The organism is Streptomyces sp. NRRL F-525 (assembly GCF_000716605.1).
GTDB lineage: Bacteria > Actinomycetota > Actinomycetes > Streptomycetales > Streptomycetaceae > Streptomyces.
Genome location: NZ_JNXE01000005.1, coordinates 151,827 through 174,899, shown reverse-complemented (window position 1 = coordinate 174,899; position 23,073 = coordinate 151,827). Strand labels below are relative to the sequence as shown.

At 71.1% G+C, this 23,073-nt stretch carries 20 protein-coding genes; 8 read left to right on the top strand and 12 right to left on the bottom strand.

Annotated features, from left to right (window positions below; all coding sequences use genetic code 11):
- Positions 1-29 precede the first annotated feature (29 nt).
- On the top strand, positions 30-1,019 hold the full coding sequence (locus OO69_RS09860) for a tellurite resistance/C4-dicarboxylate transporter family protein (RefSeq protein WP_033280090.1): 990 nt from the start codon (positions 30-32) through the stop codon (positions 1,017-1,019).
- On the opposite strand, the gene OO69_RS09855 is transcribed toward OO69_RS09860, so the two are convergent.
- Positions 997-1,350: a hypothetical protein gene (locus tag OO69_RS09855; protein WP_033280089.1), complete on the bottom strand. Its 354-nt coding sequence runs from the start codon at positions 1,348-1,350 to the stop codon at positions 997-999. The genes OO69_RS09860 and OO69_RS09855 overlap by 23 nt on opposite strands.
- A 415-nt stretch (positions 1,351-1,765) precedes the next feature.
- Here OO69_RS09855 and OO69_RS09850 point away from each other — a divergent pair, with 415 nt between their 5' ends.
- Positions 1,766-2,839, top strand: coding sequence for a C40 family peptidase (locus OO69_RS09850; RefSeq protein WP_033280088.1), 1,074 nt, complete (start codon positions 1,766-1,768; stop codon positions 2,837-2,839).
- 46 nt (positions 2,840-2,885) lie between these two features.
- Here OO69_RS09850 and OO69_RS09845 read toward each other — a convergent pair whose 3' ends face one another.
- Positions 2,886-3,605: a LuxR C-terminal-related transcriptional regulator gene (locus OO69_RS09845; protein ID WP_033280087.1), complete on the bottom strand. Its 720-nt coding sequence runs from the start codon at positions 3,603-3,605 to the stop codon at positions 2,886-2,888.
- Positions 3,602-4,894 carry an ATP-binding protein gene (locus tag OO69_RS09840; protein WP_033280271.1) on the bottom strand — a complete coding sequence of 431 codons (1,293 nt, stop codon included), beginning with the start codon at positions 4,892-4,894 and terminating at the stop codon, positions 3,602-3,604. Before OO69_RS09840 ends, OO69_RS09845 begins: the two co-directional genes overlap by 4 nt.
- 505 nt (positions 4,895-5,399) lie before the next feature.
- On the opposite strand from OO69_RS09840, the gene OO69_RS09835 reads away from it, so the two are divergent.
- Both OO69_RS09835 and OO69_RS09830 read left to right on the top strand, forming a co-directional pair.
- Entirely contained in the window at positions 5,400-6,821 is a 1,422-nt protein-coding gene (locus tag OO69_RS09835) for a PspC domain-containing protein (protein WP_078652357.1), read from the top strand.
- Positions 6,808-7,050, top strand: coding sequence for a hypothetical protein (locus tag OO69_RS09830; protein ID WP_033280086.1), 243 nt, complete (start codon positions 6,808-6,810; stop codon positions 7,048-7,050). Before OO69_RS09835 ends, OO69_RS09830 begins: the two co-directional genes overlap by 14 nt.
- Before the next feature lie 78 nt (positions 7,051-7,128).
- On the opposite strand, the gene OO69_RS09825 is transcribed toward OO69_RS09830, so the two are convergent.
- Positions 7,129-7,659: a DoxX family protein gene (locus OO69_RS09825; protein ID WP_033280085.1), complete on the bottom strand. Its 531-nt coding sequence runs from the start codon at positions 7,657-7,659 to the stop codon at positions 7,129-7,131.
- A gap of 140 nt (positions 7,660-7,799) precedes the next feature.
- Positions 7,800-9,080 (bottom strand): hypothetical protein, encoded by a 1,281-nt coding sequence (locus OO69_RS09820; protein WP_033280084.1) that lies wholly within the window; start codon positions 9,078-9,080, stop codon positions 7,800-7,802.
- Positions 9,081-9,289: 209 nt separating this feature from the next.
- Between OO69_RS09820 and OO69_RS09815 the strand changes: the two genes are divergently transcribed.
- On the top strand, positions 9,290-10,189 hold the full coding sequence (locus tag OO69_RS09815; RefSeq protein WP_033280083.1) for a DUF4429 domain-containing protein: 900 nt from the start codon (positions 9,290-9,292) through the stop codon (positions 10,187-10,189).
- 5 nt (positions 10,190-10,194) lie between these two features.
- On the opposite strand, the gene OO69_RS09810 is transcribed toward OO69_RS09815, so the two are convergent.
- Positions 10,195-10,989, bottom strand: a complete 795-nt coding sequence (locus OO69_RS09810) for a class II aldolase/adducin family protein (RefSeq protein ID WP_033280082.1) — start codon at positions 10,987-10,989, stop codon at positions 10,195-10,197.
- A gap of 153 nt (positions 10,990-11,142) precedes the next feature.
- On the opposite strand from OO69_RS09810, the gene OO69_RS09805 reads away from it, so the two are divergent.
- Positions 11,143-11,616 (top strand): pyridoxamine 5'-phosphate oxidase family protein, encoded by a 474-nt coding sequence (locus tag OO69_RS09805; protein ID WP_033280081.1) that lies wholly within the window; start codon positions 11,143-11,145, stop codon positions 11,614-11,616.
- Between the two features lie 14 nt (positions 11,617-11,630).
- Here OO69_RS09805 and guaA read toward each other — a convergent pair whose 3' ends face one another.
- Positions 11,631-13,202, bottom strand: coding sequence for a glutamine-hydrolyzing GMP synthase (guaA, locus tag OO69_RS09800; RefSeq protein WP_033280080.1), 1,572 nt, complete (start codon positions 13,200-13,202; stop codon positions 11,631-11,633).
- A gap of 475 nt (positions 13,203-13,677) precedes the next feature.
- Between guaA and OO69_RS09795 the strand changes: the two genes are divergently transcribed.
- Positions 13,678-13,935, top strand: coding sequence for a chorismate mutase (locus OO69_RS09795; RefSeq protein ID WP_033280079.1), 258 nt, complete (start codon positions 13,678-13,680; stop codon positions 13,933-13,935).
- 619 nt (positions 13,936-14,554) lie between these two features.
- Here OO69_RS09795 and OO69_RS09790 read toward each other — a convergent pair.
- Entirely contained in the window at positions 14,555-15,700 is a 1,146-nt protein-coding gene (locus tag OO69_RS09790; RefSeq protein WP_420707859.1) for a hypothetical protein, read from the bottom strand.
- Between the two features lie 86 nt (positions 15,701-15,786).
- Between OO69_RS09790 and OO69_RS51895 the strand changes: the two genes are divergently transcribed.
- Complete coding sequence (locus tag OO69_RS51895) at positions 15,787-16,887, top strand: LAETG motif-containing sortase-dependent surface protein (RefSeq protein WP_324604547.1); 1,101 nt, start codon at positions 15,787-15,789, stop codon at positions 16,885-16,887.
- Between the two features lie 94 nt (positions 16,888-16,981).
- Here OO69_RS51895 and OO69_RS09780 read toward each other — a convergent pair whose 3' ends face one another.
- From OO69_RS09780 to OO69_RS09765, 4 genes are all read right to left on the bottom strand, one after another.
- On the bottom strand, positions 16,982-18,760 hold the full coding sequence (locus OO69_RS09780) for a GMC oxidoreductase (RefSeq protein ID WP_033280078.1): 1,779 nt from the start codon (positions 18,758-18,760) through the stop codon (positions 16,982-16,984).
- 75 nt (positions 18,761-18,835) lie between these two features.
- The gene (locus OO69_RS09775; RefSeq protein WP_033280077.1) at positions 18,836-20,467 is read right to left on the bottom strand and encodes a succinic semialdehyde dehydrogenase; all 1,632 of its coding nucleotides are present in this window, start codon (positions 20,465-20,467) and stop codon (positions 18,836-18,838) included.
- A gap of 150 nt (positions 20,468-20,617) precedes the next feature.
- Positions 20,618-22,132: a serine/threonine-protein kinase gene (locus OO69_RS09770; protein WP_033280076.1), complete on the bottom strand. Its 1,515-nt coding sequence runs from the start codon at positions 22,130-22,132 to the stop codon at positions 20,618-20,620.
- Between the two features lie 44 nt (positions 22,133-22,176).
- Positions 22,177-23,070 carry an MBL fold metallo-hydrolase gene (locus tag OO69_RS09765; protein WP_033280075.1) on the bottom strand — a complete coding sequence of 298 codons (894 nt, stop codon included), beginning with the start codon at positions 23,068-23,070 and terminating at the stop codon, positions 22,177-22,179.
- Positions 23,071-23,073 lie beyond the last annotated feature (3 nt).

The window sequence follows — 23,073 nt, the reverse complement described above, 5'->3', positions numbered from 1 at the left end:
GCACCGGGGCCGCTCCCTAGCATCGGGCCATGTCCGATACCGGTATCTCCCGCTTCCGCGCCTGGTGGGCGCAGCGTCCGCCGGCGGCCGGGGCCGTCGTGATGGCCACCGCGATCGTGTCGGTCGGCCTGCGGGTCACGGGGTACGGGGTGCTGTCCCGCATCGCCTTCGTGGTGGCGTGCGCCTTCTGGCTGGGACTGGCCGCGGACTTCGCCGTACGCCTGCTGTGGGACCGGCGGCGGTGGCTCACGGAAGCGGGGACGCCCGGCGCGCTGACCGCCACGGCCGCGACCGCCGTACTGGGAACGCGGTTCTCGGCGGCGGGTCGGCAGACGGTGGCCGAGGCGCTGCTGGCGCTGGCGGCGGTGCTGTGGCCCTGGCTGCTCGTGCGGGTCGTACGGACCTGGCAAGGACGTATGCCCGGGACCGTGTTCCTCGGCTGTGTGGCCACCCAGTCGCTGGCCGTCCTGGGGGCGACGATCGCCGCGGCCGAGTCGGTGGCCTGGCTCGCACACACGGCGCTGGTGCTGTTCTGGTTCGGGCTGGTCCTCTACGGCTTCGCGCTCGCCCGTTTCGAGTGGCAGCAGGTGATCACCGGGGCCGGGGACCACTGGATCGTCGGCGGCGCGCTGGCCGTCTCGGCGCTGGCCGGGTCGAAGCTGATCGCCGCCGACAGCGCGCGCCTGTACCTGTGGAACTCCGACGACCGGGGCGTCCTGCGGGCCGTGACCGTCGTGCTGCTGGTGCTCGACGTGGCCTGGTGCGTGGTCCTGGTGGCCGCCGAGGCCGCCTGGCCGCGGCTGCGCTTCGACGTGCGCCGCTGGTCGACCGTGTTCCCGTTGGGGATGACGGCGGCGACCATGCTGTCCGTGGGTACCGCCGTGGACGTCTCGTGGCTGCGGACGCCCGGGGAGGTGGTGCTGTGGATCGCGGTGGCGGCCTGGCTGGTGGTCGCCGCGGGGACGGTCCGGTTCTACCTCGCCGCCGCGTCCGGGGTCACGTCCACAGGACCGCGATGAAGATGTTCACCATGGTCAGCCCGCCCACCAGCGCGAACTGGCTCTTGTCGACCGCCTCCTCGTCGCGCTTCACATAGACGAGGCCGAGGATCACGATCAGCAGCGCGAGCTTGATGCCGATCTTGATGTTGTTGACGTGCTGATCGTCGGCCTGGTTGAGGCCGACCAGGATCGCGCCGGTGACCAGCATGGTCAGCGCGCCGTGCAGCATGCCGGGGACGAAGCGGGCCGTGCCCTGGCCCATCGCCTTCATCTGGGTGAGGAAACCGCCGAGCAGCGCGGCGATGCCGATGATGTGCAGGCCGACGAAGAGATGGATGAGTACGTCCATGGGTCCGGAGCCTAATCAGGGGCTCGGGGACCGTCCGACACCGGCCCTCGTTAGCGCTTCCCGGTCCTTGCATATATGCGGCCCATAGCACCGTCCCGTCCCGCCCCGCGTCGGAACCGCCGCTTCGGTCAGCGCTCCGTGCGAAGGCGGCGGCCCCGGACCGGGATCACCGTCACTTGCGGTCAATCGCCGATCACCTCATGCCAGTTGTGGACATGCGTTACCGGGCCGTCACCATCAGGTTTAGCGTCCTCCACCAGGTGACCGGCTCCCCACCGCCGCCCGGACCAGGGGCGGCAGTCGGCCACCACCGCCGAAGACTGTCCGGCGGCGGCCCGCTCCCCCTGTGCAGGCCGCCGCCGGACGCGCAATCGCCCGCTCCCCCGGCGGTCGTACGAAAGGACGTGCAGTCCACGTGGCAGCGCACCGCAAGCCCCGACAGCGCTCGCTCAGCGGCAACACAGCCCGGACGGCGGCGACGATCGCCCTCGCGGGCGCGGCGACGGCGACCGCCTTCGACGGGACCTCGCACGCCGAGCCACAGCTGACACCGACGCAGGTCAAGGCCAAGGTGGACAAGCTGTACCAGGAGGCGGAGGTCGCGACCGAGAAGTACGACGGCGCGAAGGAGAAGGCGGACGCGGCCGAGAAGCGGCTGAACACCCTGCGGGACGAGGCGGCACGCAAGACGGAGAAGCTCAACTCGGCCCGGGACTCGCTGGGTTACGTCGCCGCCGCGCAGTACCGCAGCGGCGGGATCGACCCCGCGGTGCAGCTCATGCTCTCGGACAACCCCGAACGGTATCTGGACGGCGCCGAGTTCGCCGACCGGGTGGGCCACCGGCAGACGGCGGCCGTGGAACTGGTCCGCCAACAGCTGCGCGAGATCGAGCAGTTGCGCGGCGCCGCGCACATCGAGCTGACCTCGCTGAAGTCCCGGCAGGCGGAGCTGGGCAAGCAGAAGAAGACGATCAACGGCAAGCTGGACCAGGCCCGCCGCCTGCTGTCCACCCTGCCCCCGCAGCAGCGGGCGCAGGTCGGCGAGGCGGGTGGCACCGGCCGCGCGTCACGGTCGTCGACCACGGCCCGGGGCGCGCTGGCCGCTCCCGGTTCTTCCGCCGCTCGGGCCGACGCCCCCAACTCCCGTGCGGCGGCGGCCGTTTCCTACGCCTACCAGAAGCTCGGCAGCCCCTACGTCTGGGGCGCGACAGGCCCCAACGCCTTCGACTGCTCGGGCCTCGTCCAGGCCGCGTACAGCTCCGCCGGGGTCTCCCTGCCCCGCACGACCTACGCTCAGATCAACGCGGGCCAGCGGGTCTCCCGGTCCGAACTGCGCCCCGGCGACCTGGTGTTCTTCTACTCCGGCATCAGTCACGTCGGCATCTACGTCGGCGACGGCCAGATGATCCACGCCCCGAACCCGACGGCGCCGGTCCGGCTGGCGCCGATCGACGAGATGCCGTTCGCGGGGGCGACCCGGGTGGTGTGAATCCCCGGGGTATCCCCCAGAGGTCCCGGGTGAACTCCCTTACGGGTCACACCAGTCGACGTGCCGTCGCCCACCGCGTCAGCTCGTGCCGGTTCGACAGCTGGAGCTTCCGCAGTACCGCCGAGACATGGGACTCGACCGTCTTCACCGAGATGAACAGCTGCTTGGCGATCTCCTTGTAGGCGTAGCCGCGCGCGATGAGGCGGAGCACCTCGCGCTCGCGCTGGGTGAGGCGGTCGAGGTCCTCGTCGACCGGCGGGGCGTCGGTCGACGCGAAGGCGTCGAGGACGAAGCCGGCCAGGCGGGGCGAGAAGACCGCGTCGCCCTCCTGGACCCGGAAGATGGAGCTCACGAGGTCCGTGCCGGTGATCGTCTTGGTGACGTAGCCGCGCGCACCGCCGCGGATCACCCCGATCACGTCCTCCGCCGCGTCCGACACGGACAGGGCGAGGAAGCGGACGGGCTGCTCGGCGTCGCTCATCAACGGGGCGCAGCGGCGCAGGACTTCGACCCCGCCGCCACCCGGGAGGTGGACGTCGAGGAGGACCACCTCGGGGCGGGTCGCGGTGATCACCGTGACCGCCTGATCGACGTCCGCGGCCTCGCCGACCACCTCGACCCCGGTCTCGTCGGTGCGGCCGATCTCGGCCTGGACCCCCGTGCGGAACATGCGGTGGTCGTCGACGAGGACCACGCGCACGTGACGCCCGCCCGCGCTCCCGCCGGTCGGCTCCGCCGGTTCGTTCGTCTCGGTCGCGTCGCTCATGACGTCTTCTCCGCCCTCTCCATCTCCAGCTCGACCTCGGTACCGCCGTCCGGCACCGCGCGCAGTCGGGCCGTACCGCCGTGGCGCTCCATACGGCCGATGATCGATTCTCTGACACCCATGCGGTCGGCGGGTATCGAGTCGAGGTCGAAACCCGGTCCGCGGTCACGGACGGACACGAAGACCGTCTTCCCCTCCACCTCGGCGTAGACCTGTACGGCGCCGCCCTCGCCACCGTACTTGGCCGCGTTGACCATAGCTTCGCGCGCGGCCTGCATCTGGGCACCGATCCTGTCGTCGAGCGGGCAGTCGCCGACGATGACCACCTCGATGGGGACACCGTGCTTGTCCTCGACCTCGGCCGCGCTGCGGCGCACCGCCTCGGCGAGGGTGTCGGGTTCGTCGGCCTCGTCCTTGCCGGTGCCCTCCGGTTTGTAGAGCCATGCCCGGAGGTCGCGCTCCTGGGCGCGGGCCAGGCGGCGCACTTCGTTCGGGCTCTCCGCGTTGCGCTGGATCAGGGTCAGGGTGTGCAGCACGGAGTCGTGGACATGGGCGGCGACCTCGGCACGCTCCTGGGCGCGGATGCGCATCAGGCGTTCCTCGGAGAGGTCCTGGGTCATCCGCACGAGGTACGGGCCGGCGAGCAGGGTGATGCCGACGAGGACCGCGAGGGCGGCCTGGAGGACCGAGCCGAGGTGGTCGGCGGAGCCCTGGAGGACGAAGATCGCGGTGGCGCCGGCGGTGACCAGCAGGACACCGCCGCCCGCGCGCAGCAGGCTGAGCGTACGGCGGCGGCTGCCGACCTCGGCCCAGCGGGCCCGGCGGGCGTTGTCCGCCTGGCGCCAGACGAGGGCGACGCCCGCGCCGACGAGGACGGTCGGGAAGAGATAGGCCTTGGCGCCATTGCCCAGGTTCACATTGCCGACGAAGACCAGCGCCACGACGACCATGAGGAGGAGGGCGACGATCTGGCCCTTGTCCGGCTTGCGGGCGACGAGCCTGCGACGGCCGTCCGGCGAGGTCTCGGTGGAGACGAGCGACGGGGGCCGCTGACCGGCGACGCCGCCGACGCCGAGCGGCACGAAGAACCAGAACGAGGCGTACAGCAGCGCGCCGAGTCCGTCCGCGAGGAACAGCCCCACGAACACCAGCCGCACCCAGATCACCGGCAGCCCGAGATGCCCGGCGAGCCCCCGCGCCACACCACCGAGCCAGCGTCCGTCACTGCTGCGGTAGAGCTTGCGCGGCGGCCGCGGGTCCTCGACGGGCAATGCTGCGGCTTCCGGCATGCCACCGATGTTCACACGCCCCGCCGTTCAGGGCATCAGGGTCGACCCCCGAGACTCCCCTGATCTTCGAATCCGGCACGCTCGGTCCGCGAAAACGGCGTGCCGCGGGGGTTCTGACGGGTTGCCGGAAGGCGAGGCGGGTGACGGCGGTCCGTGGGTCGGTGGCGGCTGCGATGGCTGCTGCGGCTGCGGCTGCGGCTGCGGCTGCGGCTGCGGGGGATCTGAGCGCCACCGGCACACGAGCCGGTCGCGGTACCAGTCGTGGGGCCGGTCGCGGGTGCCGGTCGCGGTGTCAGTCACGACGGCACGGGAGCCCTGCGGGCAACCGGCCGCCCGCGGCGACCGCACCCGCCCGGCGAACAGCTCGCTCGCGGCACAGCCCACCGGCGCGCACCACGGCCTCAGCCCCTCGAACACTCCCCCGGTCCGGGTCAGGGCGGATTTCAGGGTTCGGCCAGGGTCGTCCCGACTGCCATCGGCGGCTCGCGGCGGGCAGCATGGACGCATGACAGATCACGAGCGCGCCGCGACGGGTCCCGGACCCGGCTCCGGCCCACGTCCCCGAGCGGGCGGCGGGCCGCAGGACGCCGTGCCCGGCGCGGGTGCCGCCTCTTCGCCGGGTGCCGTGCCCGGCGGCGGCACCGCGGCCGCGGCTCCGCACCGGTTCCGGCGGGACCGGCGGTCCAAGGTGCTCGCGGGGGTGTGCGCGGGGCTCGGGCGGCAGTGCGACATGGACCCAGTGATCTTCCGCATCACGCTCGCCGTGCTCTCGGCGACGGGCGGCATCGGCCTCATCTTCTACGGCTTCGCATGGCTCTTCGTCCCGTACGACGACGAGGAGGAGAACGAGGTCCGCAAGCTCTTCACCGGCCGCGTGGACGGCCAGGCCCTGGCCGCCGTGCTGTTCGCGCTGGTCGGCTGCGGTGTGTTCCTGTCGATGCTGAACAACGCGAGTGTGCTGACCTTCGCCGTCGTCCTCTCCCTCCTGCTGGCGGGCGCGGGGTACTGGTCGCAGCAGCGCGGCGCCCCCGACCCCGACCCGCTCGCCGCGCAGGCCGTCGCCGACGCCCCGCCGGAGGCCCAGGCGCCGCCGGTGGCCACCGCCTACCCCTCCTGGTGGCGTGATCCGATCGTCAAGGACGGCACACACGTCGGTGGCACCGGTTATCTGTGGGGCCCCGGCGACTCCCGCGACCGAGACATCGCGGACGTGATCGACTTCAGGCTCGCCCCTTCCTACCCGCACTGGCCCGCGGACCAGCGGGTCCCGCGCCCGGCGCCTCCGAAAACGCGCGGTCCGCGCTGGATCGGCGGCTGGGTGTTCCTGCTCGCGCTGCTCGCGGGGGGCCTCGGCACCGCCGCGAAGTGGGACGACCAGACGCTCGGCACCAGCCTGCAGGCGGGCCTGGCCTGTGCGCTCGTCGTCTTCGGCCTGGGGATCGCGGTCAGCGCGTTCCTCGGGCGGACGGGGGCAAGCTCGGTGTTCCTCGCGATCGTCACGGCCGGCCTGCTCGCCGCCTCGGCTGCCCTGCCCAAGGACCTCACCACGCACTGGGAACACCTCACCTGGCAGCCCGCGGCGGTGGCGGAGGTGCAGCAGAAGTACGACCTGGGGAACGGGGTGGGCACGCTCGACCTGACCCAACTGCGGCTGACCAAGGGGCAGACGGTCTCGACGGACGCCGAGGTGGGCGTCGGTCAGCTGAAGGTGATCGTGCCGCCGAACGTGACGGTGAACCTGAGTGTGGACGTACGCGTCGGGGACATCCAGTTGCCCGGTGACGACAAGAAGGACGTGGACGTGGAGCCGGGCAAGCACAAGCAGGTCACCCTGACCCCGGCGACGGGCGTCAAGAGCACCGGCACGCTGGACCTGGACCTCCAGGTCGGCGTCGGACAGGCGGAGGTCAGCCGTGCTGCGTCATGAGTTCCAGCCAGGAAAGCTGGTCGCCGGTCTCTTCCTCGCCGCCGCCGGCGTGGTCTATGCCGGGGACGCGGGCGGGCTGTGGGTGACCGAGTGGTTCGCGGTGATCCCGCTGGTCACGGTCGGCCTGGTGCTGGCCGGCGTGGTGGCGGGTATCAACGGCGCGGTCCGCAGACGCCGAGGGGCCGGCCGCGGGAACACGGCCGACCCGGGTCCGGACATATCCGGCTGAAGATCGTCTACGGACGGGACCGACAGCCCGCCCGGAAAGAGCCCGGCGGCGAGCCGCCGGCGGCACCCTCCTCGGGAGCTACCGGTAGCCGCCCGCCCGTTGCCTCCGCCTGCCGCGGATCATCGAGTCCAGGGAGAACATGGAGGCTCCGGCGAGGACGAGGGGCAGCCAGGCCATCAGGTAGGCGAGGTCGTTGCCGTAGTAGTACGGGTCGTTGGCCCAGCTGATGGTCAGCCACAGACTGAGCGAGATCAGCGCGCCGCCGAGTGCGGCGAGGCGGGCCAGCAGGCCGATCAACGTGCCGATGCCGACGGCGAGTTCACCGAAGGCGATGGCGTAGCCGAAGCCGACGGGACTCTTCAGGGCCAGGTCGACCAGGGCCGGGATCGCCGACGAGTCGCGGACCGCGCGCATCGTCTCGCCGATCGAGCCGGCGCCGGAGGACTTCATGAAGGCACTGTCGGTGAGTTTGTCCAGGCCGGCGTAGATGAAGGTGACGCCGAGGAAGACGCGCAGTGGGAGCAGGGCGTATCGGGTGGCGGTGTCCCGCCAGCTCCGGTCGCCGTCGAGGTACGGGGTTTGCGTATCCATTCGAGTGCCGTGAGTCATCGCCCTTAGCCGCCTCTCGCCCGCTGTGCCGTGACCCCTCAACAGACCATACGTACGAATAGGGGGACCCGCTCAATCATGCTTCAACCAGTTTTCGCGACTTTGGCACGGCTCGTGCGGTGGGCAACCCGCCGCGGGTGTCAGTCCGTGACGTCGACGACGCAGGAGTTGGTCTCCACGCCCGCCGCGGTCACGACCTGTACCTCCACGCGCCCGGGCTCGACATCGACCGGGACCGGGACGGTCAAAAGGGTGTCCGTCGGGTTGGAGAAACCGCCGGTGACCGGGACCAGGGGGACATGGACGTTGACCGGGCCGATGCGGACGACCATGCGGGAGAGGCGGTCGGCGGTCTGGGCGCCCGGGGGCACGAAGCCCGCGCCCCGGATCTCGATGTCGTCGCCGGTGCGGATGGGTGCGTCGAGGTCGCCCGCCTCACGGGAACGGACCACCGAGAGGATGACCGGGCGGCCGCCCTCCGCGTACTTGCCGGCCAGGTACGTCGCGGCCGAGATCAGCACCACCACCGCCAACCCCCAGGGCAGGTCGGGCAGTTGGTCGGGGCGCCGGGCGAGGCGTACGGCCACGAAGACGAGGGCGACGGCGCTGATCGCGACGTACTGGATGTCGGCGAAGGTGCCGCGGCCCGCGTCGTCGGTGAGCAGGTCGGCGGCGCGGGGGCGGTCGGCGGGGAGTTTCTGGAGGCGCTGGCCCAGCACGCGCAGGCCGACGACCCGGCGGACGAGCACGGCGATCGCGCAGACCACGGCGAGGACGGTCACCACACCGGCGCCGCGGGCGAGTTCGAGGCCGGAGATGAGGGCGTCGCGCTCGGCGTGGTCGGAGGCGGCGGCGAGGCGGCCGGCCAGGACCAGCACCGCGTACGCCACGAACAGCACCCAGGACACGGCCACGGCGCGGGAGGTCGACAGCCGGTTGTCCTCACCGATGACCGGCGCCAGCGCCCCGCCGCGGGCGCGGTGGAACCAGGAGGCCGCGGTCAGCGCGCCGGCGACCACGAGCGCGGCCAGCAGTCCGGCCGTACGCGCCGCCGTCCAGCCCGCGCCGATCGCGGTGAGCGCCTGCACCATGAGCAGTACGACGAAGGCGCTCCACACCGCGAAGGCCGTGCGGTGCCACAGGCGGGCCAGCCAGGCGCCGCCCTCGGCACGGCCGCGTTCGGCGACGACGTCGGCGGACTGGGTCAGTTCGTCCGAGACCCACTGCCGGGAGGCGGACACCGAGTGCGCCACCGCCGCGGGCAGCCCTTCCCCGGCGGCGAACCCGTCCCGCTTGACGAGGAACGCGGCGACCGCGCGCCGGTGCCCCTCGCGTGCTCCGTGCGGGCAGTCCCCGCAGGTGCAGCCGCCTCCGTGGGCACCGACGTGCTCGCCGCCCTGTCTCGCCTCCTGCACCGCCACGCCCGACGCCTGCCTTCCCCATGCCCCGCGGCCCGCGACCCCGGGCCCTCACGTTCGGCGGCCGGCTCCGAAGCCTTTGGCCACCGCCTTGCAACTCCCGTACGACAACAGCGGATTGTGCCCTACGGGACACGGCCCGCATCCGGCAGGTCTGGTCAGCGCGGGTGAAGCGAGCGCCGCCGTGTTGACCCGGCTGCGAGAATTTCCCCATGGCCGAGATCATCCAGCGCGACGGGACCTGGGCCTTCGACGGCACAACGGTCCGTATCACGCCGGGACTTCACCGCTCCGTGCCACTGTTCCGGCAGACGTACGGGGAGATCGCCGTGCCCCTCGAAGCCGTCGCGGGGGTCGTCTACGAACCCGAGCGCAAGCGTGGCCGACTGCGGCTGAGGCTGCGCGAGGGCGCCGACCCGTTGCTCCAGGCGACCGGCGGACGGCTGCCGGACGCGGCGGATCCGTACCGGCTGATGGTGGACATCGACCGGTCCGGGGTGGCCGAGTACGTGGCGGAGGAGATCCGGCACGGGCTGCTCCTCGACCAGATCCCCAAGGACCCGACCAAGGCGTATCTCCTGCCGGGGCCGCCGGTGCCGGTCTCGGTGCGTTCGTCCGACGGCACGGTGTCGTTCGACGGCGCCCAGGTGCGCATCGACTGGGCCGACACCTCGGAGCGCGTCAAGCGGGCCACCGGGCCGCGCATAGTCGCCGTGGGCGACCTCGTCCAGGTGGAGTGGCTGCCCAACTCCGGGTACGAGGACGGGTTCATGCGGTTCGTGACCCGCGAGACGGTGTTCTCGAAACTGCCGCCGGAGAAGGACCCGTACGCCCTCGATCTGTGGGGCAGCACCCGCCGGGATCTGCTCACGGCGCTGGTCGCGACGGCGGTGACCGCGCGGCTGCCGCATCCGTCGGCGCGGGAACACGAGGGCGACAACGGCGAGTTCGCGGACCGGCCCCGCCGGGCGGCCGCCGTCCCGCCTCCGGCCGACCATCACGACGTACTCCTGCGCAGGCTGCGGGAGTTGGGGGAGCTGCACCGGGAAGGGGTGCTCACGGACGAGGAGTTCACGATGACCAAGGCGGCGGTGCTGCGGGGTTTCCGGTAGGGGCCTCAGCTGAGGAGGTCCGGTTCGCTGCGGCTGATGTCCTGCCACAGGGGCTGGTAGTTGATCCACGCGACGAGGTCGCCGCCGGTCTGTTCGCGGGTGGCGACGGCGAGTTTGTGGTCGATGAGGAGGGGGCGGCCGGCCGCCTTCGCGAGGAGCTGGACCTGGCAGGAGCGTTCCATGGACAGGAACCACCAGGCCGCCGCGTCCACCGAGTCGCCCACGGTGAGCAGGCCGTGGTTGCGCAGCACCAGCGCCTTGCGCGAGCCGAGGCCGGCGGCGATCCGCTTGCCCTCCTCGGCGTCGACGGAGACACCGCTGTAGGCGTCGTAGAGCGCGTGGTCCTCGTAGAAGGCGCAGCTCTCCTGGCTGATCGGGTCGAGGAAGTCGCCGAGGGCGGAGAGCGCGCGGCCGTGCACGGAGTGGCAGTGGGCGACCGCGACGACGTCCGGGCGGGCGGCGTGCACCTGCGAGTGCACGGTGAACGCGGCCTGGTTGACGTGGTGGCGGCCCTGGAGGACCTGGCCGTCCGAGTTGGCCAGCACCAGATCGCTCACGGTGACGTGCCGGAAGGGCATCCCGAAGGGGTTGACCCAGAAGCAGTCGGTGAACTCCGGGTCGCGGGCGGTGATGTGCCCCGAGACCCCGTCCTCGAAGCCGTACCGGCCGAACAGGCGCAGGGCGCCCGCGAGCCGTTCCTTGCGGTGCCGGCGTTCGTCCTCGACCGACTCGTGCATCGGCGGCATGGCGAACCGCAGCCGGTCGGTGGGCAGGGGGGAGGGCGGCGTCGGCCCGTGCATCGGTCCTCCAGCACTGGGTTCCTGGTTACCGGCGGAAGTTACCGTCAGTGAGGCGAAAAGGGCAGTGGTGTTCTGTAAAGATGCGGCACCAAGCGTGCCCGGCGTCCGCCAATCCGGACAGTGGATGTCGGGTATCGGCGGGACAGTGGTCGTATGACAGCGAACTGGGCGGTATTCGTCGCCGCGGAACCCGAACTCGCCGCGACCGTGGAGGAGCGCTTCGGGGCCTTCACCCACCACATCCTCGCGACCCTGCGCAAGGACGGGTCGCCGCGGACCAGCGGGATCGAAGTGCGGTTCCTGGACGGGGAGTTGTGGCTCGGGATGATGCCCGACTCGCTCAAGGCGCTGGATCTGCGGCGGGATCCGCGGTTCGCGCTGCAGGCGAACCCGGGGGCGGGTACGGAGATGGGCGGCGGGGACGTGCGGGTCGGCGGGCGGGCCGTGGAGGTGACGGATGCCGGGGTGAAGGGGGCGTACAGCGAAGAGGTGGAACCGCCGGAGCCGTTCCACCTCTTCCGCACCGAGGTGACGGAGGTCGTGCGGACCTACGTCGAGGACGAGACGTATCTCGTCGTCCAGATCTGGACGCCCGGGGCGCCGGTGCGCACCCTCAAGCGGACCTGAGCCTCAGGAAAGGCCTACTCCCACTCGATCGTGCCCGGCGGCTTCGACGTGATGTCGAGGACGACCCGGTTGACGTCGGCGACCTCGTTCGTGATGCGGGTGGAGATCTTCGCGAGGACGTCGTACGGGAGGCGGGACCAGTCGGCGGTCATCGCGTCCTCGGAGGAGACCGGGCGCAGGACGATCGGGTGGCCGTAGGTGCGGCCGTCGCCCTGGACTCCGACGCTGCGGACGTCCGCGAGGAGGACCACCGGGCACTGCCAGATGTCGCGGTCGAGGCCGGCCGCGGTCAGTTCCTCGCGGGCGATCGCGTCGGCCTCGCGGAGGAGGTCGAGGCGGTCCTTGGTGACCTCGCCGACGATGCGGATGCCGAGGCCGGGGCCGGGGAAGGGCTGGCGCTGGACGATCTCGTCCGGGAGACCGAGCTCCTGGCCGACCATCCGGACCTCGTCCTTGAACAGCTTGCGGAGCGGCTCGATGAGCTGGAATTCCAGGTCCTCGGGCAGGCCGCCCACGTTGTGGTGGGACTTGATGTTGGCCGTGCCGGTGCCGCCGCCGGACTCGACGACGTCCGGGTAGAGCGTGCCCTGCACCAGGAACGCGACCTCGGGGCCCTCGTCCGCGATGATCTCGGCCTGCGCCTGCTCGAAGACGCGGATGAACTCGCGGCCGATGATCTTCCGCTTCTGCTCCGGGTCGGAGACCCCGGCGAGCGCGGTGAGGAAGCGCTCCTCCGCGTCCACGACCTTCAGCTGTACGCCGGTCGCGGCCACGAAGTCCTTCTCGACCTGCTCGGTCTCGCCCTTGCGCATCAGGCCGTGGTCGACGTAGACGCAGGTCAGCTGGGAGCCGATGGCCTTCTGGACCAGGGCCGCCGCTACGGCGGAGTCGACACCGCCGGACAGACCGCAGATCGCGCGCTTGTCGCCGACCTGCTCGCGGATCGCGGCGACCTGCTCGTCGATGACGTTGCCGGTCGTCCAGTCCGGGGTGAGGCCCGCGCCGCGGTAGAGGAAGTGCTCCAGGACCTGCTGGCCGTAGGTCGAGTGCATGACCTCCGGGTGGTGCTGGACGCCGTAGAGCTTCTTCTCGTCGTTCTCGAAGGCGGCGACCGGGACGACGTCCGTGGACGCGGTGACCGTGAAGCCCTCGGGGGCGGCGGAGCAGGCGTCGCCGTGCGACATCCACACCGACTGCTCGACCGGGGTGCCCTCGAAGAGGGTGGAGGACGCCTTGGAGACGTGCAGTTCCGTACGGCCGTACTCGCGGGCGCCGGTGTTGTCGACGGTGCCGCCGAGGGTCGTGGCCATCAGCTGGAAGCCGTAGCACATGCCGAAGACGGGGACGCCGGCGTCGAAGAGTTCGCGGTCGAGGCGGGGGGCGCCGTCGGCGTAGACCGAGGAGGGGCCGCCGGAGAGGATGATCGCCGCCGGGTTCTTGGCGAGCATCTCCGCTACCGGCATGGTGCTCGGCACGATCTCGCTGTAGACCCGGGCCTCGCGGACGCGGCGGGCGATGAGCTGGGCGTACTGCGCGCCGAAGTCGACGACCAGGACGGTGTCGGGGGCGGGGGTCGCTGCTGACACGGGGGCGGGGCCTTCCGGCGGTGGGGCGGGGGTCTGGGGTACCGATTCTAACGGGGCTCGGGTGGGGCACCTGGTCGTCCCTGGGGGCTCCGCCCCAGACCCCCAGGCCATCGCCCACCCACCGCCCGTCTCGGGCGCCTTCATGGGTGCCGTAACAACGCCCGTCTCGGTGGGCTGCAAAGGCGCCCCACTACGCCCAGCCCGGCGGGCCGCACACGCGCCCCACCACCCCCAGCCCAGCGAGCCGCACAGCCACCCAGAACCCCCAAACCGTTCTGTGCCATACTCGCCCCCATGCTCACGCACCCGACCTTCCTCTTTACCTATGGCAACCGGCCCGCCGGCTGCCATGGTCGAGCTGCTTGAGTTACTGACGAGCGACTTTCCAGGCGCCCCGGGCCGACAAGGCCCGGGGCGCCTGTCGTTCTCCGGGGGTTGTCGGTCGGAGGTGGCCGTTCCGCGACGAGGAGATCCCATGACCACCACCACGCCCGAGCAGACCATCGTCGATGCCCGGGAGCGCATCGACGCCCTGGACGACCGGATCATCGGTCTGATCCAGGAACGGGTCGCCGTCTCCGCCGTCGTGCAGGAGACGCGGATCGCGTCCGGCGGACGGCGGGTGAGCCTGACCCGGGAGAACGAGATCCTCCGGCACTACAGCGACGCGCTCGGCAAGCCCGGTACCGCCCTCGCGATGACGTTGCTCGAACTGTCCCGGGGTCGTATCTGAGGCCCGTCGCATCTGAGTTCGGGCCCGCTCTCACCCGTACGGCGCGTGACCGCCTCGCGAACCGCTTCGTTGGGGGTGGTGTCCGCGCCAGCCAGGGGCGGGCCCGAAAGAACCACGCGTGGCTCGGCTGGGGCGATGAGACGTACGGATCGTGCCGTGCGTCGTGGGACCTCGCTCCAGGGTCGTGACCGGACGGCAGGGGACAGCAGCCCGGTCACCCAAGAGAACGGTCGGCTCCGGGGACGCCCGGGGCCGCCCGGCGGAAACTGCAAAAATGCACAAAGCCGGATCGAACGGTTGCGGAGGCCGCGTCCATCCAGCACGATGCGTAGAGGGCCCTGAGGCTTCCCCCAGCCCCAAGTCCCCACGCAGACAACCGCATTGCAGTGCACAGTCCCGTCGGCAACACCCCGCCAAAGGTCGAGACCAAGCGTGCGCCCCGTGTGCGCCGGGGCGCCGACCCAGGGCACTTTTGACAAGCGGCGCAACCCCCCGGCGCCGCTCCCAGGCACCGGCGCTGCCCTGACGTCGGTGCTGACGGAGAAGGGCCCCGCGGCTCCGTCCCGCGGGGCCCTTCGCTTGTCTGTCGACCGGTGGCGTCAGCGGGCACGAGAAGGCATCAGGTGCGTGACGCCGTCCCGCACGCGGCCTCGCCCCGGCTGATGTCCTTGCTGCGGTCGTACGGGTCCGACGTCGGGCCGGTGGGCGGGGCGCCGGTGGGGGACACGGAGTCGAACTCCGGGTTCAGATAGCCGTCGTAGACCCCGCAGGCCGAGTTGCCGAAGTCCGCGTCGTACCGGGTGAGGGTCAGCAGGCCGGAGGTGACCTGGTAGCGGGCGGGATCGAGGATCTCCACGTCGATCACGCGACGGACGATGGTTCGGGCGACCTGGGTGGAACCGTCGGTCCGGACCAGCGGGTAGACGAAGGTGAAGTCGCTGTGCACGGTGACGCCGCCGCGGGCGTCCGTGGCGAAGGTGACCCGTCCGCGTGTCTTCACGACGTCACCGACCAGCCGTACGTCCTTGGGGTTGAAGCGGCTGAAGAGCTGCGTGGGGTCGTGCTCCTTGGTCGGGGCGGCCAGCGACGTCTTCAGCAGGTCGAGCACCTTGGCCTGTTTCGGGTCGAGGACCGCGAGGGCGGCGGACGGGCGGTCACCGCGGAGTGTCTTCGGGTCGAGGTTGGCGCCGACGAGCAGGATCTTCGTCTGCTGCAGGGCCAGTTCGACGCGATCCTTGGAGATCGGTCCCACGGCTGTCGCCTTCGGCAGGATGATGCCGGCCGCGCCGTCCGCCCAGCCCAGGGCCGGGGAACCCGCGAACGGATGATCCAGGGTGGGCACTTGGGCGGCAACGGCCGAGGGCGCGGCGGTCGGCGCCGCGGTCTCCGGCGCGAGCGGGGAGGCCGCGGCGCTGTCCGGCTCCGACTTCCCGAAGGGGTCGCCGGGCAGCAGCGACGGCTTCATCGCGACCACGGCGACGGCGATCGCCAGCAGCAGTCCGAGGACCGGCAACAGCCGTCGTCGCCGGGGCGTCTTGACCGTGGGTCCGGCGCGCCAGCCTGCTGGTTGTTCGCCCGCCCGCAGCCGTTCACTCACCATGCGGGCGCGCGCGGACGGTTCTTTCTTGGCGGAGGCCCGGATGTCCCGTTCCGTGTCGCGGGCGAACTTCTCCCAGACGTCGTCGGGGATATCGGGGCTTGAGGACGGATCCTCTGACGGTTTGTCGGACACCTGGTAGTTGTAGGCGCCCGAAAGCCTGTTCACAAGAAGAACTTGGGTGTGACACAGCCCACATAAGAATCCTGTGAGGATAGGCACAACCGTTCTCAGGTTTCCCGGGTCTCACCTGCATGACCAAGGGCCACACCCGCGCCCCACACGCGGAGCCCTCCGCCCAGCGTGCTGCGCTGCCGCAGCACACCGGACTTCTTGAGGACTTCATGAAGCTGCGCCGTGCCATGGCCGCGGCGGCCGCGACGGCCGTCATCGCTCCGCTCGCCCTGCTCTCCGCGCCCGCCGCGTTCGCGGAGGACTCGGCGTCGCCGACCCCGAGCGACAGCGCGAGCGAGTCCGTCTCCGCTTCGCCGTCGGACTCGGTCTCCCCGACGCCGTCCGACTCCGACTCCGCGTCGCCGACCGGCAGCACCCTGCCGAGCGACTCGACCTCCCCCTCGGCGAGCGACAGCGCCTCCACCTCGGCCACGCCGTCCACCTCGGCCGAGCCGACCGGGGAGCCGACCGACCCGGACGTGCCGTTCTGCGAGGACCTGGACGAGGACTTCTCCACCGCCAAGGTGTCCGCGGACATCAAGGGCCTGCCGGGCAAGATCGTCGCGGGCGACGGCTTCCACGGCTTCAAGCTGACCGTCACCAACAAGTCGAAGACCACGGTCGACGGCGTCGCCTTCTACGCCGAGGTCGAGAACTACGAGCTCGACGAGTCGAAGTTCCTGAGCCCGTACGTGGACCTGGAGTTCAAGAACCCCGAGACCGGCAAGTGGGACCGCATCGGGAACGACGAGTGGGCCGGTGACTACTTCTTCTACGTCGACGAGCTGAAGTCCGGGAAGAGCGAGTCCGTCGACCTGCGCGTCAGCATCAGCGCGAAGGCCCCGGCCGGCGACGCCTACTCCTTCGGTTCCGGCGCCTACCTCGACAACATCAAGGGCCAGGACTGCATCGCCGAGGGCTGGGCCCAGTACGACTTCGAGGTCCTGAAGGCCGGTTCCTCGAACACCGACCCGGGCACCGCCACCCCGAGCACCGGTGACAAGGACACCTCGGTGAAGAAGCCGCAGGGCCAGGTCTCCGACCTCCCGACCGGCAACCTCGCCGAGACCGGCTCCAGTTCCGCGCTCCCGGTGATCGGCCTCGTCGGCGGCGCGGCCGTCGTCGCGGGTGCCGCCGCGGTGGTCATGGTCCGTCGGCGCAAGAGCGGCGCGAGCGCGTAACACGTAGCTCGCCGCACGAGGAAGGACCTGCGCTCGGAGGGGGGCGCAGGTCCTTCTGTCTGTACCGGCTACTACGTCAAGTACCGCTGATCGTCTACGACTTCGGTGGCACCGTCGGCATTCCCAGGAACGGCAGCTTCAGCGCGCCGAACGCGCCCTCCGGGACCGCCGGTCGACGCGGCTCCACCGGCTTCAGGCGTTCGTACGACAGCCCTTGCTCCGGGCGCGGGTCCGGCTCGCCCTTGTTGGGCCAGTACGACATCGCGCGCTCGGCCTGTGCCGTGATGGTCAGGGACGGGTTGACGCCGAGGTTCGCGGAGACCGCCGAACCGTCGACGACCGAGATCCCGGCGTGGCCGTAGAGGCGGTGGTACGGGTCGATCACGCCGGTCTCGCGGGAGGCGCCGATGGGACAGCCGCCGAGGAAGTGGGCGGTGAGCGGGGTGCCCATGAGTTCACCGACGTTCGAGCCCGCGAAGCCGTTGATCTCGGCGGCGATCGCGGCCGCGCCCTCCGAAGCCGCCTTTATCTGCTTGGGGTTGGGGGCGCCGTGTCCCTGACGGGCCGTCAGCAGCCCTTTCCCCACGCCGTCCGGTTTCAGGTACGTCGTCAGGGAGTTGTCCAGCGACTGCATCACCAGGCCGATGATGGTCCGCTCCGACCAGCGGCGGTTGGAGAGCGAACGCAGGACCAGGAGAGGGTGCTTCGCCGCGTTCGCCAGCCAGCCCAGCGCCCTCGACGAGCCCTCCGCGTACGGGACTTGGAGGATGGAGAGGCCGCCCATCGAGTTGGAGCCCTTGCCGTAGCGGACCGGTTCGATGTGGGTGTTCTCGTCGGGGTGGATCGAGGACGTGATGGCCACCCCGCGCGTGAAGTCGACCTGGCGGGTGCCGGTCGCCTTGCGGTAACGGCGGTTGTTCGTCTGCGCGCCGACCAGCGCCTCGGAGTTGGTGCGGGTCAGCTCGCCCAACTTCTCGGAGAGATACGGCAGTTGGCCGCCCGTCTTCATACGGTGCAGGAGGGTCTGGGTGCCGTAGGTGCCGGCCGCGAGGACGACTCGGCGGGCCTTGAAGGTCCTGCCCTGTGACGTGCGGCGCGCGTCCGTGGGCAGGGTGGCTATCGCGTAGCCGCCCTGGGAGTCGTCCGTGACCGACACGACCGTCGTCATCGGGTGGACCTTCGCGCCCGCCTTCTCGGCGAGGTAGAGGTAGTTCTCGTTCAGGGTGTTCTTGGCGCCGTGGCGGCAGCCGGTCATGCACTCGCCGCACTCGGTGCAGGCCTTGCGGGTCGGGCCCGCGCCGCCGAAGTACGGGTCGGCGGCCTGTTCGCCTGGGCGGGCCTTCGCTGTTCCCTCGGCGTCCTTGCCGTCGCCGAAGAAGACGCCGACGGGGGCCATGTGGAAGGTGTCTCCTACGCCCATGCGCTGGGCGGCGGCCTTCAGGTGGACGTCCGACGGGGTCATCGTCGGGTTGAGGCGTACGCCGAGCATGCGGCGGGCCTGGTCGTAGTACGGGGTCAACTCCTCCTCCCAGTCGGTTATTTCGCGCCACTGGGGGTCCTCGAAGAACGGCTTCGGGGGGACGTAGAGGGTGTTGGCGTAGTTCAGGGAGCCGCCGCCTACGCCTGCGCCGGCGAGGACCATGACGTTACCCAGGAGGTGAATGCGTTGGATGCCGTACATGTTGAGCTTGGGGGCCCAGAGGTAGTTCTTTAGGTCCCAGGAGTTTTTGGGGAGCGTTGACGGGGTGAAGCGGCGGCCTGCTTCCAACACGCCGACGCTGTAGCCCTTTTCGGTCAGGCGGAGGGCGGTTACTGAACCGCCGAAGCCGGAACCGACGACGAGGACGTCATAGTCGTAGGCATCTTGCGACAACGTGTTCTCCTCATTGAGATTCGCTGCGGGTCGTGTGTGGCTGGTCGCGCAGTTCCCCGCGCCCCTAAAGACAACTCACCTGAGCCGGAATGCCTTCATTGCGCGGAGACTCCTGCTCATGAACTGCGCGTACGCCTCGTCGGTCATTCCCAGTGAGGGGGCCATCGGCAGCAACCGCTGCTGGGCGATGGTTTGGGCCTCGGTGTACTTGAGGATGCCCTCGGAGCCGTGGCGGCGGCCCAGGCCGGAGTCCTTCATGCCGCCCATGGGGGACTGGACGCTGCCGTAGGCGGAGGCGTAGCCCTCGTTGACGTTGACCGTGCCGGTGTGGAGGCGGGCGGCGATCGCGCGGCCGCGGCTGCCACTCTTCGTCCAGACCGAGGAATTGAGGCCGTACGGCGTGGAGTTGGCCTCCTCGACCACCTCGTCCTCCGTCGAGAAGCGGTAGACGGAGACGACCGGGCCGAAGGTCTCCTCGGCGCAGACGGCCATGGGGGACTCGACGCCGTCGAGGATGGTGGGTTCGAAGAAGTACGGGCCGATGTCCGGGCGGGCGACGCCGCCGGCCAGTACCTTCGCGCCCTTGGCGACCGCCTCCTCCACGTGGCGGGTGACCGACTCCAACTGCCGTTCCCCCGCGAGCGATCCCATGTCCGCGCCGTACGCGAGGGAGGTGCCCAGGCGCATCGCCTTGGTGCGGGCGGCGAAGCGCTCCAGGAAGGTGTCGGCGATCGACTCGTGGACGTACAACCGCTCGATGGAGACGCAGAGTTGGCCCGCGGAGGAGAAGCACGCGCGGACCGCGCCCGCCGCCGCCTTCTCGATGTCGGCGTCCTCCAGGACCAACATGGCGTTCTTGCCGCCGAGTTCGAGGGAGACACCGATCAGCCGGGCGGCGGCGGCCTGTGCGACCTCGCGGCCGGTGCGCGTGGAGCCGGTGAAGGAGACGTAGTCGGCGTGCTTGACGACCTCGGGGCCGACGACCGGGCCCTCGCCGAGGACGACCTGGAAGACGTCGGACGGCAGGCCCGCCTCGATGAGGAGGTCGCGGGCCCAGAGGGCGGTCAGGCAGGTCTCTGTGTCGGGCTTCATGACCACCGCGTTGCCCGCCGCGAAGGCCGGGAGCGCGTCACCGACGGAGAGTTCGAACGGGTAGTTCCAGGGGGCGATCTGCCCAACTACCCCGCGCGGATGCCGGAGTTCGGTGACCTTGGTGAGGGTCGGGACCGCGCCGGTGTGCCGCTTCGGCTTGAGGTAGGCGGGGGCCTTGCGGCCGTAGTGGCGGGCCGCTACCGCGACGGCCTGCACCTCCTCGTGCGCGTGCAGCCGCGCCTTGCCGGTCTCCAGCTGGATCAGGTCGAGGACCTCGGCCTGGCGGGCGAGAACGAGGTCGTGGAAGCGGAGCAGGACCGCCGCGCGCTGCCGTACCGGCGTCTGCGCCCACAGCGCCTGCGCGGCGCGGGCCGCGTCGAAGGCCTTCGCCACGTCCTCGGGGGTGGACTCGGGCAGATCCGCCAGCTTCTCGCCGGTGAACGGCGAGTGGTTGGCGGTCCGGCCGGAGCCGACCACACCCTTCGTGAGCTGGGCGATCAGCTCCGGGGTGACCACGTCGGCGGCGGTACGGGCGCCTGTGGGGGCCGGTGCGAGGGGGTTCGTGCCGGTCGTCGTTTCCGTGCCGGTCTTTTCCGGGGCCTGCGAGTCCGTCATGTGCGGCAGGGTATGCCGCGGGAGGAGGTTTGGGTACCCGTCGGTAATCGGGATTCACCCAGTGCTCACATCACGCCAGTGATCACTGGCAACGAATGCCCTGATCAGGGCGTTGTACAGGGATGATCACCCCCGGACCGGCCGTCAACATCACTTTTCCGTGAGGGTGAGCCGGGCGCGGGCGCCCTTGAAGAGCGCCGTGCCCTTCTTCTCGTCCGCCGTGCCCTTGGGCATGTCCACGCGGAGCTGGTACATGCGGTGGTCGGCGGTGCGGATGATCAGGGCCATGGCGCGGGTGGGGACGCCGGACTGTTCGTAGGTGGTGTCGGCCAGGATCGCGTCCTTGTTTCCGCGGAAGCTGGTGCGGGTGTAGTGGGGGTCGGACGTGGCCTCGGCCCAGGACCGGGCCTCGGCGAGGGGCGTGCCGGAGGCCTTGTCCCATGCGGTGAGGCGGACGCGGAGGGCGCCGGTGCCGTAGGTGACGGTACGGCTGCCGGATGCCGTCTGCGTCCGGAGCAGCCGGTACTGGGACGGGAGGGAGAGGACCGCGCCCATGCCCTCGCGCCGGTGAGCGGTCCAGGAGTCCTTGTCGAGGACGCTCTCGACGAACGTGCCGAAGAGCAGGCCCGCCAGGAGGAGCACCCCGAGCGTGACGAGGAGAGCGCGGCGGGGGCGGCGGGACTTGGGCTCGGGTCCGGGGGCGGGAGCGGGTGCGGGTGCAGGTGCGGGCTCCAACTCGGCTTGCGGGACTGCCTCGTTGGCGGTGGCGGCGCCTACGGGCTCCACGTCGGGCACCGCGTCCTGGAGGGCGATCGGCGGTTCCGGTACGCCCTTCCCCTCGGCCACCGCGTCCAGTACCGCGCCGACCTCCTCCGCCCCCGGCCGCACCTCCGGCTCCCGCTCCAGCATCCGCAGGATCAGCGGCCCGAGAGGCCCCGCGCGGGTCGGTTCGGGCGGATCACCGGCGAGGATCGCGCCGAGGGTGGACTCAACGGTCGTACGGCGGAAGGGAGATGCCCCTTCGACGGCCGCGTACAGCAGGACACCCAGGGACCACAGGTCGGAGGCCGGGCCCGCGCCCGTGCCGGACATGCGCTCGGGGGCGATGAATTCGAGCGATCCTACGAACTCCCCGCTGGCGGTGAGGGATTCCTCGCCCTGGATGTGGGCGATGCCGAAGTCGGTGAGGACGACGCGGTCGTGCGGGCCGAGGAGGACGTTGGCGGGTTTGACGTCCCGGTGCACTATGCCGACGGCGTGGGCGGCGCACAGGGCGCCGAGGACGGCGCGGCCGATGCGGGCGGCGTCGGCGGGGGCGAGGGGGCCGCGCCCGAGCCGTTCGTGCAGGGACTCGCCGCGCACCAACTCCATGACGATCCACGGGAGTTCGTTCTCGATGACGACATCGTGGATGGCGACGGCGGAGGGGTGGTCGACCCGGGCGGCGGCGCGGGCCTCGCGGTAGAGCCGGTGGGCGGCGCGCTGGAACGCCTCGTCCTCCGGGTCGCCGGGCAACCGCGGCTGCTTGACGGCGACTTCGCGGTCCACGAGTTCGTCGAACGCCCGCCACACGGTGCCCATGCCGCCGGACCCGATCCGTTCGAGCAGCCGGTAGCGACCGCCGACCAGACGTCCGTCGCGCACCTGTTCGCCGACTTCGCTCATGCCCCATCAGTACCGCGCCGGATACGGCCTTGTCGACGCGCGTCCTACTTCGCGAGCGTCAGCGTGTCGCCCACCCGCCGCACCTCCGCGACACCGGTACCGCCGAAGTGGGCCGGGATCACCAACTCCCCCTCGTCCGCGGCGCGTTCGAGCACACGGCGACGGCTGTCCGCGGCCCGCCGGGCATCGAGGCAGAAGCAACTGCTGCACTCCGGATGCGGAATCTGGACGGGGCTGTGCAGCAAGTCCCCGACGAACACGGCCCGTTCACCGCCGGAGGCGACCCGGAGCACGGCCGAACCCGGGGTGTGCCCCGGCGCGGACTCCAACGTCAGGTACTCGTCGACGCGGTGCGTGCCGTCCCACAGGGTCGCCAACCCGGCGTCGTGCACGGGCGCCACGCTGTCCTCATAGATCAGGCGGTCGTCGGGCCGTACCGCACCGCCGTAGTTGTTGTCGGGCCCGAAGTGGAAGTCGTCGGCGGCAGGGAGGAGGTAGCGCGCGTTGGGGAACAGCGGCACCCAACTCCCGCCCACGTCATGGGTGTTCCAGCCGACGTGGTCACCGTGGATGTGCGTGTTGACGACGACGTCGACGTCCTCCGGCCGTACACCGGCCCGCGCCAGCCGCCCCGGGAGGTCGCCCTGGCTCATGTGGAACAGCGGATTGCCGGGCCGTTCCCGCCCGTTGCCTACCCCGGTGTCCACGAGCACGGTGCGCCCGGCGCTGCGCACCACCCAGGTCTGGAGCGCCACGACCGCGCGGTCGGTCTCGGGGTCCCAGTGGTCGGGGGCGAGCGTGTCGCGGTGCTCCTGCCAGACGCCGGGCGGCAGGTCCGGGACGAGGGTGCGGGCGGGGGCGTAGGGCCGCGCCCACTCGACGACGCGGACGACTTCGACGTCACCGATGGTCAGGGTCTGTGTGTTGTCCTCGGTCATGGG